16 protein-coding genes and 1 pseudogene are annotated in these 17,518 nt (G+C 62.1%); 15 read left to right on the top strand and 2 right to left on the bottom strand.

Annotated features, from left to right (window positions below; genetic code table 11):
* Positions 1 to 12 precede the first annotated feature (12 nt).
* Both V7060_RS11225 and V7060_RS11230 read right to left on the bottom strand, forming a co-directional pair.
* A pseudogene (locus V7060_RS11225) lies at positions 13 to 1,668 on the bottom strand (type IV secretory system conjugative DNA transfer family protein); the annotation flags it as partial.
* A 57-nt stretch (positions 1,669 to 1,725) separates the two neighbouring features.
* Entirely contained in the window at positions 1,726 to 2,316 is a 591-nt protein-coding gene (locus tag V7060_RS11230; RefSeq protein WP_334179317.1) for a hypothetical protein, read from the bottom strand.
* Between the two features lie 686 nt (positions 2,317 to 3,002).
* On the opposite strand from V7060_RS11230, the gene V7060_RS11235 reads away from it, so the two are divergent.
* The 15 genes from V7060_RS11235 to V7060_RS11305 all read left to right on the top strand — a co-directional run bounded on the left by V7060_RS11235 (position 3,003) and on the right by V7060_RS11305 (position 17,471).
* Positions 3,003 to 3,419, top strand: coding sequence for a TcpQ domain-containing protein (locus V7060_RS11235; RefSeq protein WP_334179318.1), 417 nt, complete (start codon positions 3,003 to 3,005; stop codon positions 3,417 to 3,419).
* A 16-nt stretch (positions 3,420 to 3,435) separates the two neighbouring features.
* Positions 3,436 to 4,368, top strand: coding sequence for a type IV secretion system protein (locus tag V7060_RS11240; RefSeq protein WP_334179319.1), 933 nt, complete (start codon positions 3,436 to 3,438; stop codon positions 4,366 to 4,368).
* Positions 4,365 to 5,126, top strand: a complete 762-nt coding sequence (locus V7060_RS11245; protein WP_334179320.1) for a TrbG/VirB9 family P-type conjugative transfer protein — start codon at positions 4,365 to 4,367, stop codon at positions 5,124 to 5,126. The genes V7060_RS11240 and V7060_RS11245 overlap by 4 nt, the downstream gene beginning before the upstream one ends.
* Positions 5,123 to 6,331, top strand: coding sequence for a TrbI/VirB10 family protein (locus V7060_RS11250; protein ID WP_334179321.1), 1,209 nt, complete (start codon positions 5,123 to 5,125; stop codon positions 6,329 to 6,331). The genes V7060_RS11245 and V7060_RS11250 overlap by 4 nt, the downstream gene beginning before the upstream one ends.
* 9 nt (positions 6,332 to 6,340) lie before the next feature.
* Positions 6,341 to 7,399 (top strand): P-type DNA transfer ATPase VirB11, encoded by a 1,059-nt coding sequence (gene virB11, locus V7060_RS11255; protein ID WP_334179322.1) that lies wholly within the window; start codon positions 6,341 to 6,343, stop codon positions 7,397 to 7,399.
* A 58-nt stretch (positions 7,400 to 7,457) separates the two neighbouring features.
* Entirely contained in the window at positions 7,458 to 8,267 is an 810-nt protein-coding gene (locus V7060_RS11260) for a transglycosylase SLT domain-containing protein (protein ID WP_334179323.1), read from the top strand.
* A gap of 74 nt (positions 8,268 to 8,341) precedes the next feature.
* Positions 8,342 to 8,716 carry a TrbC/VirB2 family protein gene (locus V7060_RS11265; RefSeq protein ID WP_334179324.1) on the top strand — a complete coding sequence of 125 codons (375 nt, stop codon included), beginning with the start codon at positions 8,342 to 8,344 and terminating at the stop codon, positions 8,714 to 8,716.
* Positions 8,709 to 9,023 (top strand): VirB3 family type IV secretion system protein, encoded by a 315-nt coding sequence (locus tag V7060_RS11270; RefSeq protein WP_334179325.1) that lies wholly within the window; start codon positions 8,709 to 8,711, stop codon positions 9,021 to 9,023. The genes V7060_RS11265 and V7060_RS11270 overlap by 8 nt, the downstream gene beginning before the upstream one ends.
* 4 nt (positions 9,024 to 9,027) lie before the next feature.
* Complete coding sequence (locus tag V7060_RS11275; RefSeq protein ID WP_334179326.1) at positions 9,028 to 11,538, top strand: VirB4 family type IV secretion/conjugal transfer ATPase; 2,511 nt, start codon at positions 9,028 to 9,030, stop codon at positions 11,536 to 11,538.
* 18 nt (positions 11,539 to 11,556) lie between these two features.
* Positions 11,557 to 12,339: a hypothetical protein gene (locus V7060_RS11280; RefSeq protein WP_334179327.1), complete on the top strand. Its 783-nt coding sequence runs from the start codon at positions 11,557 to 11,559 to the stop codon at positions 12,337 to 12,339.
* 60 nt (positions 12,340 to 12,399) lie between these two features.
* A complete protein-coding gene (locus tag V7060_RS11285; protein WP_334179328.1) occupies positions 12,400 to 13,473 on the top strand; it encodes a type IV secretion system protein in 1,074 nt (357 codons plus the stop codon).
* Positions 13,474 to 14,930: 1,457 nt separating this feature from the next.
* Positions 14,931 to 15,491, top strand: a complete 561-nt coding sequence (locus V7060_RS11290; RefSeq protein ID WP_334179329.1) for a hypothetical protein — start codon at positions 14,931 to 14,933, stop codon at positions 15,489 to 15,491.
* On the top strand, positions 15,488 to 16,843 hold the full coding sequence (locus V7060_RS11295; protein WP_334179330.1) for a hypothetical protein: 1,356 nt from the start codon (positions 15,488 to 15,490) through the stop codon (positions 16,841 to 16,843). The genes V7060_RS11290 and V7060_RS11295 overlap by 4 nt, the downstream gene beginning before the upstream one ends.
* A gap of 28 nt (positions 16,844 to 16,871) precedes the next feature.
* Positions 16,872 to 17,231 carry a hypothetical protein gene (locus V7060_RS11300; RefSeq protein WP_334179331.1) on the top strand — a complete coding sequence of 120 codons (360 nt, stop codon included), beginning with the start codon at positions 16,872 to 16,874 and terminating at the stop codon, positions 17,229 to 17,231.
* A 45-nt stretch (positions 17,232 to 17,276) separates the two neighbouring features.
* Positions 17,277 to 17,471, top strand: coding sequence for a hypothetical protein (locus tag V7060_RS11305; protein WP_334179332.1), 195 nt, complete (start codon positions 17,277 to 17,279; stop codon positions 17,469 to 17,471).
* Positions 17,472 to 17,518 lie beyond the last annotated feature (47 nt).

A 17,518-nucleotide genomic window follows, 5' to 3' on the forward strand; every position in this document is an offset into this window, starting at 1 on the left:
GGTGTGCGATGGCTCGACCGACAACGGCACGACCTCGACCTTCGGCATCAGCCGCTTGGTGAAATAACTGTCCTTGTAGTAGCGAACCTTGCGGCACAGGATGGGGTGGGCGAGGCCCTCGTACAGCACGATCTCCTTTTCCGGTCCCATCGCCTTGAGTTCCTGCGGCAACATCAGGGCGCGCTTCTCCAGCACCTCGTTGTCCGACACGTTGCGTCCCTGGCCATGCGAGCGCGTGCGTGCGCGTCGCTTGATGGTGGTATATCCCAGCATCTCGGAATAATCGTTGGCGTCCTGCTGCTCGCGCGGCGCGTAGATGATCTGCAGCGCGTGGTTGGTGATGATGGTGCGCGACAGTTCCTTGCCGTACACAGCGTCCAACTGCGCCATCGACTGGATGATCGGCAGCAGGCGCAGGTTGTAGCCAGCCATGTAGGCCACGGCCTTGGCGATGATGTCGACGCGGCCGATGGCGGTGAACTCGTCCATCAGCAGCAGGCATTGGTGCTTGAGCGCGGGGTCGTTCTGCGGCAGCACCTTGGTGTTGACGTTGATCAGCTGACTGAAGAACAGGTTCACGATCAGCCGGCTCTCCGCCAGCTTGTTCGGCTGGATGCCGACGTAGATGGTCATGCGGCGACGGCGCACGTCGTCGAGGCGAAAGTCGTCTGCGCTGGTGGCCGCGTCCAGCACCGGATTCAACCAGGGATTCAGTGGTTCGCGGAACGAGCCGATGATGGACGCGAACGTCACGTCCGCCTGCGACAGCAGGCCCGCGAACGCGGTACGCGCCTGTCCGCTGAGGAAGGGCGCCTCCACCAGTTTCTGCAGGTAAGGCTTGAGTTCGCCGCCATCGCCGGATGCCAGGCGCAGCACGGCACCCAGGGTGGGCGCTTCCGCGGTGCGGTCGTGGTCGCGCCGCTCGAACAGGTACAGGGTGAACGCGAGGAAGGCGTTGCGTGCCTGGCTGACCCAGAACTTGTCCTTGTCGTCGCCGTCCGGATACAGCATCGCGGCGATGCTCTGCAGGTCCGACACGCGGAACGCCGGATCTGGCGACACATACGTCATCGGATTCCAGCGATGGCTGCGGCGGTCTTCGGCGAACGGATTGAACAGGTAGACCTCGTGCCCGATCGATTGCCGCCAGCCGGAGGTCAGGTCGAAGTTCTCCTGCTTGATGTCCAGCACCACCGCCGACTCGCGGTAGTCGAGCAGATTCGGAATCACGACACCCACGCCTTTGCCCGAGCGGGTAGGGGCTGCGAGGATCACGAACTGCTGCCCTGACAGGCGCAGCAGTTTCCCGTTCATCTGGCCGACCACGATGCCGTTGTCCTTGCTCGACAGGAAACCCTTGTTCGCCAGGTCGATCATGCCGGCGAAGCGCGCGCGGCCATGCAGGTTCCCGTAGCTACGCAATCTGTAGACCATCACCGATAGCGCGGCCCAGACGAGCAGCATCAGTCCGCCACCGACACCGCCCGCCGCTTTTATTCGCAACGCGTACGGCTGCACGCGTGGATGGTCGAGGTGCTTGAGGTAGTCGATGTAGGTACCGAAGCCGACCTGACCGCCATCGAGGCCGAGGAACAGCAGCGCCAGATAGCCGGAGAGGTAGAGGGCGCCCACCGCCGCGAGGGCGGCGAGCACCAGGATGATCAGAATACGTGTACTGCCCACGCGGCCCCCTGTCGTCGTTCCGTGATGTATGCCGTGATGGCGTCAGCGTCCGCCGCCTGCGGCTGCTTCCTGCTTCCCTGATGTATCGATCAGCACGTACTGGTCGTTCTTCTGCCAGCGCGGCAACCCGTCCTGCAGTTTGATGCAGGGCCGTCCGCCGCAGGAGGTGATGGTGACGTGTTGCAACGCCTCCAGCACTTCCGCATCCACGTTGGCACGCTCGGAGCGCTGCACGTTGTGCCACGCCGCGTAGCCGCTGCCCGCGACCAGTGCCAGGCAGGCCACCGAAAGTACGCCCAGCGATTTCCAGCCGAGGAAGCGTGCGTGCTGCGACAGTTGCGCCTGTTCGCGTTGCAGGTGGTCGGCCACGTGGCGAAGTCGTGCTGCTGTTTCGCCGATGCTCTGCGTGGCGGCGGGGATCTCCTGCGCGAGTGCGTCATGCACAGCGCCGCGCGCCTGGTCGGCCATTTCACGCTTGCCTTCCTCGATGGTCTTCCTGACCACGATGGCGGACGCCTGAAGTTCCCGTGCGGTCGTCTCTTGCCGTGTCGCCGCCTTGTTGCATTGCTCTGTCAGATGCGCTGCCAGCAACGCTGCGTTGGCGACGAACTCTTCCATTTTCGACGTTTCCATGGCGTCCCTAGTCATGTGGTGCGTATACGCACTGCGACGTCAGCATGATGCCAGAGATGTTCTCCATTCAAGCGAATGTGTGGTGCGTGCGCAGTCATAGGAAATTTTCCGCAGCTGCGGTTTCTTCTGTATCTGCCCTGTTGTCTCCATTCTTGTTCACCGCAGTAAAGGTCTATCTCACATTCGAGGCACCTCATTTCGGCATTCCAATTGCCTATCAACATGCTGATTTAATGTTCTAGCGAGATCTCATCAAATTGCAAAACATGGCATGTTTTATGAGGTTTCATGGCGTTTGTTAATGTCGATGGTAATTGACATAAATATGTTTACGTTTTGAATCTGGTTGACGATAAAAAAAGTGCGTGGCTATGTTTGGCGAGACGGTCGTGATGTGCGCGGATTCAATGTGCGTCACGCGTCTTGGATCACACGAGCGTCAAAGGATCAAAGGAGTAGTAACGCATGGATGCCAGTACAGAGGGCAATGCGCAGGCGAATCCTGTACCGGGCGATAGTCGCGGGAGACATTCGTGGATGCCGGCGCATACAGACGCGCATCACCACTCGGAGACATTCATCAGTGCCGTGACGCACCCATTCGGGAATGCGCATCGGGTATGTGTTTCCGACGATTTCAGAAAGGTGGCTTTGTGATCCGGAACATCGTTCTTCGCAAGATGATCATGTTGGGTGTCGTGATGGTGTCGCTGGTAGTCGCAGGATGCGCCACACCGAGGGCCGCGGATATCAACGGGCGCTGGCGGCCGGTGAATCGCTTCGCGGAAGCGCCGCAGGCCATCCCGCTTCAGCAGGCCTACATTTACCAGGCCTCGCCTGCGGACGGCACGCTCAGGAGCATGCTGGGTCGCTGGGCCAAGGACGCACGGCTCACACTGACGTACCTGCATCCGAACGACTACACGCTGCATGCGCAGGTCGCGCAGATCCGCACCAGCAGTCTGGAAGATGCCGCCACGTCGCTGTCGGCCGCGTATGCGGACCAGGGCGTGCAGGTCGTGATCGAACGTCCGCGGATCATCGTGAGCCAGGCATCGCCACCGTCGGCGGATGTCGCGCCTGCTGCGGCATTGGGCGACTGAAGGCGACGGCCCGCGCATGTTCAAGAAGAAGACGTCTTCCCCTGACATCGATCGCGCCGTGGCGCAGGGCGTAAGCTTCGAGCTGACGCTGGCCGAGCGCGCGCGCAAGAGCGAACGACGCGCTTGGCTGGTCGCGTGGTGCGCCATCGTGATGTCGCTGATCCTGGCGGGCGGGTATTTCCTGTTCCTGCCGCTGAAGGAAAAAGTGCCCTACCTCGTCATCGCCGACCCCTACACCGGCACCGCCAGCGTGGCGCGGCTGTCGGGCAACTTCCAGGATCGCGACGTCACCACCGAGGAAGCGATCAACAAGAGCAACGTCGCGCAGTTCGTGCTAGCGCGCGAGTCCTACGACTCGGGCCTGGTCGGCCAGCGCAACTGGCGCACGACGCTGTCGATGGCGGGGCCTGCCGTGGCGCCTGCGTACACCGCGCTGCACGCGGAAAGCAACCAGGCCCGGCCTTTCCGTCTTTACGGCGGCGCGCGTGCGGTCCGCACGCGCATCCTGAGCATCGTGCTGATAGGCGGGGGAGAAGGTCGTCGCCCGACGGGAGCGACCGTGCGATTCCAGCGCAGCGTCTACGAAAAGGGGCGGGGCAGCTCCCAGCCGCTGGACAGCAAGATCGCCACGATGGAGTTCACCTACAACCCCGACCTGCGCTTGAACGAGGAGGACCGGCTGCTGAATCCGCTGGGATTCCGCGTGACCAACTACCGCGTGGATGACGACTTCGCTTCCGCTGCGCTGCCGGAGCGAGAGTTCCCGACGCCACCGCCGGTAGCCGGCGGTACCGCGCCTGCTGCGGCGACGCCCGTAACGGGTGTCAATCCCGCTGGAGCGACCGCGACGGGTCCGGCGACCGTGCCGACCGAGAGCGATGTATCGACGGCGCCGCAGCCCGCGGAGCAGTCGGAGACCGAGACTGGAACCGGAGTGCCCCAACGATGAGGTTGAAGGACGTCCTGCTGCATGTGGTCGCCGTCGGCATGCTCTTCGCGACGCTACCTGCTAGCGCGCAGGTGATAGAGCAGTACACGTATGCGGCTGACAAGGTCTACCCGGTCCGCACCGGGCTGGGCATCACCACCCAGATCGAATTGTCGCCACATGAGGAGATTCTGGACTTCAGTACCGGCTTCAGCGGTGGCTGGGATATCAGCCGTCGCGGCAACGTCTTTTACCTGAAGCCGAAGAACGTCGATGTCGACACCAATCTGCTGGTACGTACTGCCGCGCATTCGTACATCTTCGAGCTGAAGGTCGTCGCCACCGACTGGCGGGTACTCGACCAGGCGCGTGCGGCGGGTGTGCAGTACCGCATCACGTTCGTCTATCCCGGCGACACCAGCTTCGCAGGCCAGGCCACCAGGCCGCAGGAACCCGATGCCGAACTGAACACCGGGGTCGAGCCGGGCCGCGCTTACCACTTCAGTTATGAATATGCACAGCGGAAGCGTGGGCCGACGTGGCTTGTGCCGACGACCGTCTACGACGATCGCCGCTTCACCTATATCCGCATGGGGGATCGCACGCGCTTCCCGAGCGGCAACTTCCCGGTCGTGTTCGCGCGCGACAGCGAGGGTGGCGATGAGTTCGTCGTCAACTCGACGGTGCAGGACGACACCATCGTCGTGCACGGCACCTACCCCTACTTGGTCATCCGCCATGGCGACAACGTGGTGGGCCTGCGCAGGAGTCCGGAATGACGAACCAGACGCCCCATGATCACCCCGAGGCAGGCCCCGAGCGGGTCGCTCCGCAGAATCCGTACCAGCGTGCGGCACCGGCTGCCGATCCGGATCTGGACGCCAATGCGCCCTACCTGCGGTCGGCTGATGTGCAGCGGCTCAACCGGAAGGCCCTGTTCTTCCTGGCGGGCATCATCGCGCTGATGCTGCTGGTGGTGTTCTGGATCTTCAGCGGCGGACTCTCGTCGAAGCAGGGCAACGTGCCTGCGAAGGCGCCGGGCGAGCAAGTCGTCATCCCCGCCGCACCGCGCGATCTGCCGGAACTTCCGCCGGAGGCGCCACCCGTACCGGTTGAACCCGACCTGCCGCCGCTGCCGATGGTCGACGACACGCCATCCACGGCGTCGATGATGGCCATGCCGTCCGGCATGCCGGGTCAGCAGGCGCCTTCGCTGCGTGACCGGCGCATGCTCGACATGGCCACCACGTTCGGTGAGGGCGGAAATCCGGACTCTGCCGCGGGCGCCGGCATGCAGGATGCCGGCATGGCCCAGTACGCCGCGTTGATGGGGCAGGGGCAGGCGCCGGCCGCACCGCGCGAGCCACCCGACGGCGTGACCAGCGCAAAGCCGCTCTACAACCCGAATACCCTGCTGTTGCGCGGCACTTACATCCGTTGCGTGCTGGAGTCGCGCGTCATCACCGACGTGCCGGGCTACACCTCCTGCGTGGTGACCGAGCCGGTCTATTCGGTCAACGGCAAGCGACTGCTGCTGCCGCGTGGTTCGAAGGTCATGGGCAGCTACAACTCGGACGCCATCATCGGCGAGCGCGCCGCCATCGTCTGGGACCGCATCACCACGCCGACCGGCATGGACGTCAACATGCGCAGCCCGGGCACCGACATGCTGGGTGCTGCCGGCAACCCAGGCCATTACTCCGCGCACTGGGCGCAGCGCATCTCGTCCGCACTGCTGATCAGCATGCTGAGCGACGCCTTCAAGTACGCCGGCGCCAAGCACGGCCCGCAAGAGACTTCGATCGTCAACGGCGCCATCGTCCAGAACCCGTACGAGAGCAATACCGCCAGGACCATGGAGCGCCTGGCCAACATGGCGCTGGATCGCAACATGGCGCGGCCGCCAACGGTGACCATCAACCAGGGCACCATCGTCAACGTCTATGTCGCCCGCGACGTCGACTTCTCTGCGGTGATGCGCTGAGCCCCTCACATGGACACGCAGAACGAGCCCCTCGCGCGCGTCTCCAACGAGTTCCTGGACTACCAGTACCAGGTGCTCGGCATCGGCGATCACATGCATTCCTCGGACGTGACCGAGATCTGCATCAACCGTCCGGGTGAGCTGTATCTTGAGACGGCCCGGGAAGGCTGGCTCAAGGCAGACGTGCCGACGCTGACCTTCGAGCGCGCGCGCCAGTTCTGCACTTCCGTCGTCAACGAAAGCAACACCGGCCAGCGCATCACCGACATCGATCCGATGGTCTCGCTGACATTCCCGACCGGACAGCGTGCCCAGTTCGTGATACCGCCGGCCTGCGATACCGGCAAGGTGTCGATCACGATCCGTCTGCCGGCGAAATTCAGCAAGTCGCTGGAGCAGTACGAACAGGACGGCTTCTTCGACGAGATCCTCGAGCAGCAGCAGGTGCTCGGCGAGCACGATCAGGAATTGCTGGAGCTGCGCCGCAGCCGCAACTACGCCGAGTTCTTCCGCAAGGCGGTGCAATACCACAAGAACATCGTGGTGGCCGGCGCGACGGGCAGCGGCAAGACCACCTTCATGAAGTCGCTGGTCAACCACATCCCCGACCAGGAGCGCCTGGTGACGATCGAGGACGCGCGTGAGCTGTTCATCCGCCAGCCCAATGTCGTCCATCTGCTGTACTCGAAAGGCGGGCAAAGCGCTAGCAACGTCACTGCGAAGAACTGCATGGAAGCCTGCCTGCGCATGAAGCCGGACCGGATCATCCTGGCCGAGCTGCGCGGCGACGAATCGTTCTACTTCATCCGCAACTGCGCGTCGGGCCACCCGGGCTCCATTACCAGTTGCCATGCGGGCAGCACCGCGCAGACCTGGGATCAGCTCGCGCTGATGGTGAAGGCATCCTCGGAGGGAGCGGGTCTTGAGTTCGAGGTGATCAAGTGCCTGCTGAAGATGACCATCGACATCGTGGTGCATATCAAGGCCCATGCCGGTCGGCGTTACATCACCGGCATCGACTTCGACCCTGCCCGTGCCTGGCGTCCTGACGTGGAGAAACGCGAATGAACTTCAAGAAACCGTCGCAAGGCCATCACGCATCGTCTGATCGCGGGAGGATCTGCTGATGCTGCCGGGCATGGAACTCATGGGCTGCACGGGACTGGCGGTGCCGCCGACGGTGATGGAGCACGTCGTGAAGGTCGAGTCCTCGTTCAATCCCTATGCGATCGGCGTGGTGGGAGGACGTCTGGCACGGCAGCCACGCAATCTTCCAGAAGCGCTGTCGACCGCGCGCATGCTGGAGGATCGCGGCTACAACTTCTCGCTGGGGCTGGCACAGGTCAACCGCTACAACTTGGCGAAGCAGGGGCTGGACAGCTACGAGAAAGCCTTCGATGTCTGTCCCAACCTTCAGGCTGGCTCGCGCATCCTCGCCGAGTGCTATTCGCGGTCGGGCAGCGACTGGGGCAAGGCCTTTAGCTGCTACTACTCGGGCAATTTCACTACCGGCTACCGGCACGGCTACGTCCAGAAGGTGTTCGCCTCCTGGCAGCGGCAGGTGGGAAGCGATACCGCGGGGGCGATCCCGGTCATCGACCGACGTAGCGTTGCCAAGCCGCAGCGAGCGATCCCGCGTGCAGCGGCGGCAAGTACGGCGTCATCCCTCGTCGCTCGCCGTATCGAGGCTGCGGCAATCGCGCACGCCGTTCCCCGTCACGCGACGCCCGGCGCACCTTCGCCTGCCGTGGTGCCGACGACAGAGCAGGCACGTGCGATGCCGCCCCCAACCATAGCGGCGTCGGCGCCGGTCATCGCCCAGGCGTCGAACGAGGCTCCCGTCACCGTACAAGCCTATTACCAGAACACCGCCGCGGTGCCGCAGGCGCCGTCGGCCGTGCAGACATCCGGGAGGGATGACGCTTTCGTCTTCTAGCAGAACCCGCCACGGATGGCATAGCGGCACGCGAAAGTGCCACCCATCGTCACCATCACCACTTGGGGTACACCATGAACCACACGCACATGATCCAGGCAAAGCAGATCTTCACTGCCCTGACCGTCGCAGCTCTTGCCGTCGCTGTACTCGCGTTTCCGGAACTGGCATTCGCACAGGATGGCTCAGGTGCCAAGACCAGCGTGACCACGTTCTTCACCAATATCAACAGCCTACTTAACGTCGCATCGATCGCCATCGTCACCATTGCGGTGATCTTCGCGGGCTATCAGATTGCGTTCAACCACAAGCGTGTCGGCGATGTCGCGCCTGTGCTGATCGGTGGCTTCCTGATCGGTGCCGCGGCCCAGATCGCGAAAATGCTGATCCCGGACGACCCCACCGCGTCCGCGATGCTGATCGGCCAAATGCTGGTCCAGCATGCATAAGAACGTGCTCTTCAGGGGGTGCACCCGTCCGCCGATGTTCATGGGCGTGCCTTACGTGCCCTTCACCATCGGCGCGGGCGCCTGCCTGTTGCTCACGTTCTACTTCAACATGTTCTTCCTGGCCCTGCTGCCGGTGGTCATCTTCGTCATGCGGCAGATGGCGCGCCGCGACGAGATGATCTTCCGGCTGCTCGGGCTGCGATGGCAGTTCCGGACCAAGGTCCGGAACCTGCGCCATCACGAAGGCATGTGGGTGTTCACGCCCAACGCGTATCGCAAGCGCTTCGACGACTCGCTCCCGGATTGACCTCATGCTCGCGCCCGACCTGTCCATCGCCGAGTTCATCCCCCTGTCCGCCCACGTGTCGCCGCACGTGGTCAAGACAACCGGTGGCGACTTCCTGCTGACCTGGCGGCTGGATGGCTTGCCGTTCGTCGGGCGCGAGGAATGGGAGCTGGAGCATCGCCACAACACGTTCAACCGCATGCTGCAGACGCTGCGGGCACCTGACTTCGTCAACGTCGCGTTCTGGGTGCACGACCTGCGGCGCCGTGGGAGCATCCGCTCCGGTGCGCGTTACGCACAGACCTTCAACCAGGCGTTGTCGGACCACTATTTCGAAACGCTGTCCGCACAGAAGATCATGCAGAACGAGCTGTATCTGACGATGATCTATCGCCCGATCGTGATGGGGAAGAAGTTCGTCGAGAAGTCGACCAACGTCCCGCGATTGCAGGCCGAGCAGGAGCAGGCGGCAGGCAAACTGCTGGAACTGGCGGGCAACGTCGAGGCGGTGCTCAAGGACTATGCGCCTGTCCGGCTGGGCATGTACGAGTCGGATGCCGGTGGCGTCTTTTCCGAGACGCTGGAGTTCTTCGGCTTCTTGCTCAACCGCATCTCGGAGCCGGTGCCGGTGCTGAACGCGCCTCTGTACGACTATCTCGCGGTGAGCCGCCACATGTTCTCGTCGAAGACCGGCGACTTCGTGGTCAGCACGCCAGACGGACAGAACCACTTCGGCGCGATTCTGAACATCAAGGAATACACCGACGGCACGTGGCCCGGGATCCTCAACGGGCTGAAATACCTGGATTTCGAGTACGTCATCACCCATTCGTTCAGTCCGATGGGGCGCCAGGACGCCCTGAAGGTCCTGGACCGCACCAAGGGCATGATGATCTCGTCCGGCGACAAGGCCGTCAGCCAGATCATGGAGATGGACAACGCCATGGACCAGGTGGCGTCCGGCAACTTCGTCCTGGGTGAGTACCACTTCATCCTGACGCTGTATGCGGAAGACCAGCAGCGTCTGTCGCACAACCTGGCGGTCGCGCGGGCTGAGCTCTCCAATGCGGGCTTCGTCTCGACGAAGGAGGATCTTGCCGTCTGCTCGTCCTTCTATTCCCAACTGCCCGGCAACTGGCGTTACCGCACACGCCTGGCCAACGTCAGCTCGCTGAACTTCCTCGGCCTGTCGCCGCTGCACAACTTCGCCACCGGTAAGCGCGACAACAATCCATGGGGAGAAAGTGTCACCGTGCTGCAGACCACCAACGGGCAGCCGTACTACTTCAACTTCCATGCGACGCATCCGGCCGAGAATTCGCTGGGTGAGAAGGCGATCGCCAACACCATGGTCATCGGCAAGTCAGGCACCGGCAAGACGGCGCTGATCAACTTCCTGCTCAGCCAGGTGCAGAAGTTCGATCCGGTGCCCACCATCTTCTTCTTCGACAAGGATCGTGGCGCGGAGATCTTCGTGCGTGCCTGCGGCGGCAACTACCTGGCGCTGGAGAACGGACAGCCCACCGGCTTCAATCCCTTCCAGTGCGAACGTACCGACGGCAATGTGCAGTTCCTCGCGGGCCTGGTCAAAGTGCTGGCGGGAAAGACCCACTACACCGCGCGTGAAGACGAGGACGTCTTCCGGGCCGTCGAGGCCATGCTCGACATGCCGCTTCATCTGCGGTCGATGACCAACTTCCAGAAGAGCCTGCCCAACATGGGCGATGACGGCCTGTATGCGCGCCTGCGCAAATGGACGGCCGGCAACGCATTGGGCTGGGTGTTCGACAACCCGGTCGATACCATCGATCTGAGCCGTGCCAGCATCATCGGTTTCGACTACACCGATGTCATCGAGAACGCAGAGATCCGCGTGCCGGTGATCAACTACCTTCTGCATCGGCTGGAAGAACTGATCGATGGCCGGCCGCTGGTCTACGTGATGGACGAGTTCTGGAAGATTCTCGATGGCGGCGGTGCGCTGAAGGATTTCGCCAAGAACAAGCAGAAGACCATCCGCAAGCAGAACGGGCTGGGCATCTTCGCCACGCAGAGCCCCGAGGATGCGCTGGCCAGCGACATCTCGGCGGCGCTGATCGAACAGACGGCGACGCTGATCCTGCTGCCGAATCCGAACGCGGCACGCGAGGACTACATCGACGGCCTGAAGCTGACCGACGCCGAGTTCCAGGTGATCAAGAGCCTCGACGAACGGTCGCGCTGCTTCCTGGTCAAGCAGGGCCACGCCTCGACGGTGTGCCAGCTCAACCTGCGCGGCATGGATGACGCACTGGCGGTGATCTCCGCCAGTACCGACAACATAGAGATCATGCACAGGATCGTCGACGACGAGGCGCAGCACCTCGGCATCGACAAGGCCGACCTGCTGCCCGAGCAATGGCTGCCGCGCTTCCAAGAAGAGCGCAGGGGCTCGCGCAGCCGGCGCGATGGCCCTGGCGCATCATCGTCCAATCCCAAAGACCGTTCCACCGGCCCGCAGGCAACGCGTGCCATCCAACCCGGTCTCCAGCGCTGAAGCAGAGAGGACTCCCGCATGTACATGCTGACAACGCCCGCCATCACGCCCCGTCACGCAGCCATGGCCCTGCTCGTGCTGGGTCTTGGTGCCTTCGGAGACGCGCAGGCGCAATGGCGGGTCATCGACAACGCCGCCAATACGAAGCTCCAGGACGTCAATACCCGTCTTGGCACCACCAGTGCTAACGGCAATGGCAATGGCACCGTCAACGGCAACCTGCGCGAGCTGTACCAGCAGCAGGTCTTCGAGTCGTTCAATGGAAGCAACGAAGACAGCAAGGCGGCGCCAGAACCCGAGGAGAAGCTGCAGCACGCGCAGCCGACCAAGAGCGGGGTCAACATGAACGCCGACAATCGCTGCAAACAGGCCAGCAGTGGTATCGCGCAGCAGCAGTACCAACTGTGCCGCGAGATCGTGAATACTGAACTGGCGAAGTACAACTACTCGTTGAAGATGTACGAAGTCACCACGCAGCGCCAGCGCTACCTGGATGAGCTGAAGCGCCAGCGTGGCAGCATACAGAGCCATGAAGTCGGCAAGCTCCAGGACAATACCAACCGCATCCTGCTGTTGATGTCGCAGATGGAGATCGACCGCCAGCAGCAACAGACGTACATGGATGCTTACGTGGCCCGCATCGGCTATCTGCAGGAGGCCAGCAAGACGCTTGCCCAGCAGGCACTGGAGGGCAAGGGTGAAGGCGGCGGCGGTGGACTGACGGGTGTCATCGGCGGGGCGGTGGGTATCGCCACGCTGAAAGCGGCCCTCGAAATCGCACAGTCCAGGCGGCGCAACTGATCCTGGGTCCGAACTAGCGCCGCGACACAGGATGGGTCGCGGCGGCACGAAGGAATGAACATGGCAAACCTGCCCTCACTGGATAACGGATTCGCCCTGCTGCTGCGCGGCATGGAGGCGGCGATCGGCGCTGTCGAGCGTTGGGCGTTCTTTCGGCTCGTCTTCGACTGGGTGGACGAGGAGATCAACATCTTCCGCGACAACCTGCTCGGCGCGATGGCCGAGTGGATCGGCGGCATCGCGTTCGTCCTGCTGACGCTATGGGTATTGCTGCAGGGTTATCGCATAGTTACCGGCCAGTCCCGGCAGTTCATGATGGAACTGGTGGTGAAGTCGCTGAAGTGGGTGCTTATCATCACCGTAGCCACAACGTTCTCGCTGGGCAGCAGCGACATCCACCGCCTGCTCACCGATGACATGCCGACCACTATCAATCAGATGGTGACCGGTGAGGAGGAGGGCCCCGAGGATTCCATCGACGACAACCTGCAGGCGATGGAAGCCGCGATGGTGGCCATCGATGCCCTCTACACCAGCTTCGACGAAACACTGCAGGCCGCAAAGACGCGAACCATGTGGTTCACCGGCGTCGGGGTGGCCGGGCCCTCGCTGATGGGGGGCGCGATCCTGCTGATGTACAAGATGGCCATGGCGCTGTTCGTCGGACTGGGGCCGTTCTTCATCCTGTGCCTGGGCTTCGAGCAGACCAAGGGCATGTTTCAGAAGTGGGTCTGGTACGGCATCGGCACGATGTTCTCCTTGGCGGTGCTGAGCTTCACGGTCTCTATGATCTCGAAGCTGCTGGGTGCGGTAGCGGTGTCGTACGCCGCCCAGTACCTGACCATGCTCGCCGCCAGCGCCTCGCCCCAGGGCGTCAGCAGCATGGCCATGCAGCAGGGCGGCCTGGGACTGCTGATGACGCTGTTCCTGGTAACCGTGCCGCCAATGGCCGCCGCGTTCTTCCAGGGAACGGTTGGTCAGTTCATGGCGTACAACGCGTTTGGGCAGGGGCAGGCGATGCAGCCGACTGGTCCCGGCGGTGGGTATGTGCCTGCACCCGCCCCCATGGTCAATGCAGCAACGCAAACGCATAGCCCGATAAGTACTCCCACTTCCGGCCCCCGCGTCGCCTAAGGTAAATCGGCATGGCTACGATCCGCTTCTCTCATTCCCAACTGCGTACCGTATCGCAACTGCTTGTCAGCATATTCGCGTTCACCATCATGGTCTTACCGGCGTGGGCGCAGATGGCCTGTCCGCAGGGCGTCACGCCTGGCAGCTCTCAGTGCCTGCCGACGGGTGGTTTACAGCAAGCACAGACTCGCGTTCCGCAGCCAAGATGGAAGCTTACTTGGGGCGCTATTGCGATGAGTAGCAAGACGGGAGAGGTCGGCACATCTGTAGGTCGCTTCTCAAAGAGAGAGGCGCGCCGGGAAGCGATAGACAAGTGCAAGAGACTCGGCGGTCCGGAATGTGTATTGGCGATCGCATACGAGAATCAGTGCGCAGTGGTGGCATGGGCGTCGGAGTCCGGCAAGCCTACTGGCGGTGGTGCGATAGTCCAGAGTGCGGCAACCATCGGTGAGGCGACAAGCTTGGCAATTCCTGCATGTTCAAGATCACGTGGCGGTGGCGAGTGCTCGGTCGTGTATTCCGCCTGCTCGGAACCCGTGCTAATCAACTGACGCATTGATCTTATGTTGCAGTCGTTTTGTGAGGACATACGGATGATCGGGTCAATGAGCGATCGCTTGCTGCGCCTTCTTTCCTTGTTCTTGCTCCTGGGGTCGCTCGCTGCCGTACCAGCCAAAGCCCAGATGGCTTGCCCACAGGGTGTTACGCCCGGAAGTTCGCAGTGCCTCCCTACCGGCACTGGTGCGACGTCGCGTCCGCCACCTCCTCGTGCGCGCTGGATACAGACATGGGGGGCGATGGCAGAAGATGGTCTGTCGTCAAAGGTAGGAACATCGACGGGTGAATCTTCGCGTCGAGCGGCTCAAAAGGCGGCTGTAAGGAAGTGCGAGTCGATGGGTGGGAGAGGCTGCAAGGCGGTGTTCTCGTACAGGAACACCTGTGCCGTGATTGCGGAGCCTAATGAGTTGCTGCAGATGATGGTCGGACACTATCAGGATGCGCCGACGATAGAGGAGGCGACTCGTCTGGTGTTACCGCGTTGCCGGGAGGGGAATGGCGGCCACGAGTGCCGCATCATCTATTCGAACTGTGCAGAACCGATTCTGCAGAAGTAAGAATTCATGGAATCGATCAATTCGCAACGCTCGGTAAAGCTCTGGAAATGAAGGCCATGATCTTGCTTCCATCTTTGTGCGCAAGTCTGAGCACGGTAGTGCTTGCTCAGGGACATGCCTAAAAATTCATTTCTTCGATTTGCTCGAATCCGATACTTGTGAATAGCCTCTCGGCAGGTGATGGTGGAGGAGGTGAAATGGACCCCAGTGGCTAGTGTGTGAGTGATCAAAGGAATTTTGGACGGATAGATGAGTGCACATATCATTTCTGGAAGCAGGTCCCCATGGTCACCGATACTTCTTGGAATCGCTCTGTTCTCCATAACTGCGTGCAGTGATGCTGTGGACACTAAACAGCGACCCCAATACAAGGAGAACCCCAACCCGGTGCAGGCGTACCGGTTGCGCATGCACATCCATGATGCGCCGGGTCCGCTCAAGGTGACGGTCAGTGCGACGCAGCATGATGTCGTGACGCCGGAATGCCTGCCGCCGCCGAACGCCAATCCTGGCGTACACCTTTCGCCGATACCCACGAATGACATCCCGTTCCAGCTGGAGCGGGTGTCTGATGCCGAGTACACCGGCGTCTTCTACATCGATGGAATGGTCGATGAGCACTACCACGGTAGGGGCATCTGCCGCTGGGAACTGATCCAGGTGCAGGTGCAGCTGCGTGCAACGGGCGAAGAGCAGGAAACTCGATTCATCGCTAGCCTGGATCGCGAACAGGTTGAGCAGGGGGAGGGAAAGCGAACCTACTTCTGGAAAGCGCGTTATCCCCGCGTCGAAAACTTTGACGCCTTCCCTGACCTCGGTGAGAGCGACGTAGATGCCATTCCTGAAGGGAGCCGCGCTGAGTTCTTCAGCATCAGCATGGAAACCGAGGAGTTGACCAAATGACGCTCGCATCCCAGCAGTACGCGAACCTGGTCGAGCACAGCTACGATCGCGACGGCCAGATGCGCGATCTCGTGAATAAGGAGATTGAGCTTGAGGGTGTGAGGTACAAGATTCTCCACTTCGTCGACAATACGAGAACGGGCTACCAGGGCACGGTCTACCAGCACCTCGGCAGCGGCGACATCGTCGTCGCGCACAGGGGCACCGAGTTCGAGAGGCAGCGCTGGGACGATTTGATCAAGACGGATGGCGCGATGGTGTTGACTCGGGCCAATCTCCAGGCGGACGACGCAGTCGCTCTCACAAGATGGGCGCGCGACTACGCCGAGAAGCAAGGACAGTTGCCGGGAAAGCGTGCGCCCGAAGTCACCGTCACCGGCCATTCGCTGGGCGGTACGTTGGCGCAGGTCAGTGCCCACTACTACGATCTGCGCGGCGAGACGTTCAACGCCTATGGTGCGGTCAGCCTGGATCGACGGATCCCGGAAGGTGGCGATCGCGTTGTGAACCATGTGATGGCGGCGGACACTGTCAGCTCCGCCAGTCTGCATTACGGAAAAGTGCGCATCTACGCGCAGCCCGACGAGATCGGCATGCTGGCGGGCGCGGGCTACGCCAACAACGGCGCGCGACTTCTGGATCCGCGTGCGAGCCTGGTCGCCGGCATCAGGGGGTTCGGTTCGCACGATATGCACCGTTTTCTGAACGTGGATGGTGAGCAGCGCCCGGACCGCTCAGTGCTGGGAGATTTGCGGACGCGAGCACTGGCCCGTGAATATGCGCCGATGATCGGCAAGTATCGCGACGATGTGGAGGGAATGCGCGGCGCCATCACTATCACGGCACGCGGCCCCCACGGGGCGATGCGCGATGGGTTCGATGCGTTGCGTGGTGCGGTCCCGGCAGGCGAGCCCGATGCGCGTGACGAGCGCGTGCGCATGGCGTCGCTCCTGCCGGCATGGGGCACCTTCGCTGCCACTGCGCGCGCGCGATGGCAGCAACGAGAAGAGGGTGGACGGCATGGAGCTCGCCGGACCGTTCCACCCGCCACTCAAGTCCGAGATGCGCTCTCCCGCAGACGAGGTGGATCGCCTGCTCTCCAGCGCGAGGGCCAACGACCCGGATGGTCTGCGCATCGCCCTGCAGGACCTGCGGGCCTCGCCGTACGGACAGGCGTGGCAGAACCAACTCGAGAGCCATCGACAGCGACTTGCCGAACCAGCGCCACGTATGGAGTCGCATCAAAGGGAGCTGACGGCACAGGAGCGTGCATCCCTCATGCCGAACGTCGAACACAAGCCCGTGCAGATGGACATCGCACGTTGATCGCGGAACGGTTTGGTAAATCATGATTGCCCATGCACTACGAGGAACGTAGCCATGAAACGAAGCTTCAAGTTCATCATTCCGCTGAGCCTGCTGGTGTTGTTCGATCTTAGCGCGCAGTCCACCAGCGGCTACTACCAGCCGCTTTACTACCGTATGGACGATCCGTTCGTGTTCTGCACGCAGGGCCAGGATGTCAGGAAGAATCCGATGCCATGCTGGAAGCCCATGCCGCCTTTCACCGGCGCTTTCATGCTGATGCCTTATTGTCGTCCGCCGAACCCGTACGGCAAGGATTGGACCCAGGACGACACGCTGTCCTTCGCCCAGTACAAGGCCGTCTGCCCCAAAGCGATCGAGTCGGGACGTTGGGAAGGCGGTGGTCGACCGGAAAACACGCCCATCCGCCACTGACGGGTTCGATCCTTCAACAGAAGGCCTTGCCAAGGAGTCACGGACATGAAGTCGAAGCGCATGAACATCCTTTCCCCCCTGCTCGTTGCTGCCATTGCGGTCGTGGTCGTCGGCTGTGATGCCCCGGCGGAGCGCACCGCAGATGCCGCAGCGCAAGCGACGTCCCCTCAGAAAAAGGAAGACCAGATGTCGGTGCTGAAGCCACCTTCGCCGGACAGCGTGCTGTATTTCATTTGGTAATTCCTAGCCAAACCGGACCAAATCTTCGAGGATTTGGTCATGAAGCA

It is taken from the genome of Pseudoxanthomonas sp., assembly GCF_036845285.1.
In the GTDB taxonomy this organism is placed as follows: domain Bacteria; phylum Pseudomonadota; class Gammaproteobacteria; order Xanthomonadales; family Xanthomonadaceae; genus Pseudoxanthomonas_A.

Coding starts and splice junctions, on each gene's coding strand:
- V7060_RS11230 (WP_334179317.1), bottom strand. CDS start 2,316: ATGGAAACGTCGAAAATGGAAGAGTTCGTCGCCAACGCAGCGTTGCTG.
- V7060_RS11235 (WP_334179318.1), top strand. CDS start 3,003: ATGTTGGGTGTCGTGATGGTGTCGCTGGTAGTCGCAGGATGCGCCACA.
- V7060_RS11240 (WP_334179319.1), top strand. CDS start 3,436: ATGTTCAAGAAGAAGACGTCTTCCCCTGACATCGATCGCGCCGTGGCG.
- V7060_RS11245 (WP_334179320.1), top strand. CDS start 4,365: ATGAGGTTGAAGGACGTCCTGCTGCATGTGGTCGCCGTCGGCATGCTC.
- V7060_RS11250 (WP_334179321.1), top strand. CDS start 5,123: ATGACGAACCAGACGCCCCATGATCACCCCGAGGCAGGCCCCGAGCGG.
- virB11 (WP_334179322.1), top strand. CDS start 6,341: ATGGACACGCAGAACGAGCCCCTCGCGCGCGTCTCCAACGAGTTCCTG.
- V7060_RS11260 (WP_334179323.1), top strand. CDS start 7,458: ATGCTGCCGGGCATGGAACTCATGGGCTGCACGGGACTGGCGGTGCCG.
- V7060_RS11265 (WP_334179324.1), top strand. CDS start 8,342: ATGAACCACACGCACATGATCCAGGCAAAGCAGATCTTCACTGCCCTG.
- V7060_RS11270 (WP_334179325.1), top strand. CDS start 8,709: ATGCATAAGAACGTGCTCTTCAGGGGGTGCACCCGTCCGCCGATGTTC.
- V7060_RS11275 (WP_334179326.1), top strand. CDS start 9,028: ATGCTCGCGCCCGACCTGTCCATCGCCGAGTTCATCCCCCTGTCCGCC.
- V7060_RS11280 (WP_334179327.1), top strand. CDS start 11,557: ATGTACATGCTGACAACGCCCGCCATCACGCCCCGTCACGCAGCCATG.
- V7060_RS11285 (WP_334179328.1), top strand. CDS start 12,400: ATGGCAAACCTGCCCTCACTGGATAACGGATTCGCCCTGCTGCTGCGC.
- V7060_RS11295 (WP_334179330.1), top strand. CDS start 15,488: ATGACGCTCGCATCCCAGCAGTACGCGAACCTGGTCGAGCACAGCTAC.
- V7060_RS11300 (WP_334179331.1), top strand. CDS start 16,872: ATGAAACGAAGCTTCAAGTTCATCATTCCGCTGAGCCTGCTGGTGTTG.
- V7060_RS11305 (WP_334179332.1), top strand. CDS start 17,277: ATGAAGTCGAAGCGCATGAACATCCTTTCCCCCCTGCTCGTTGCTGCC.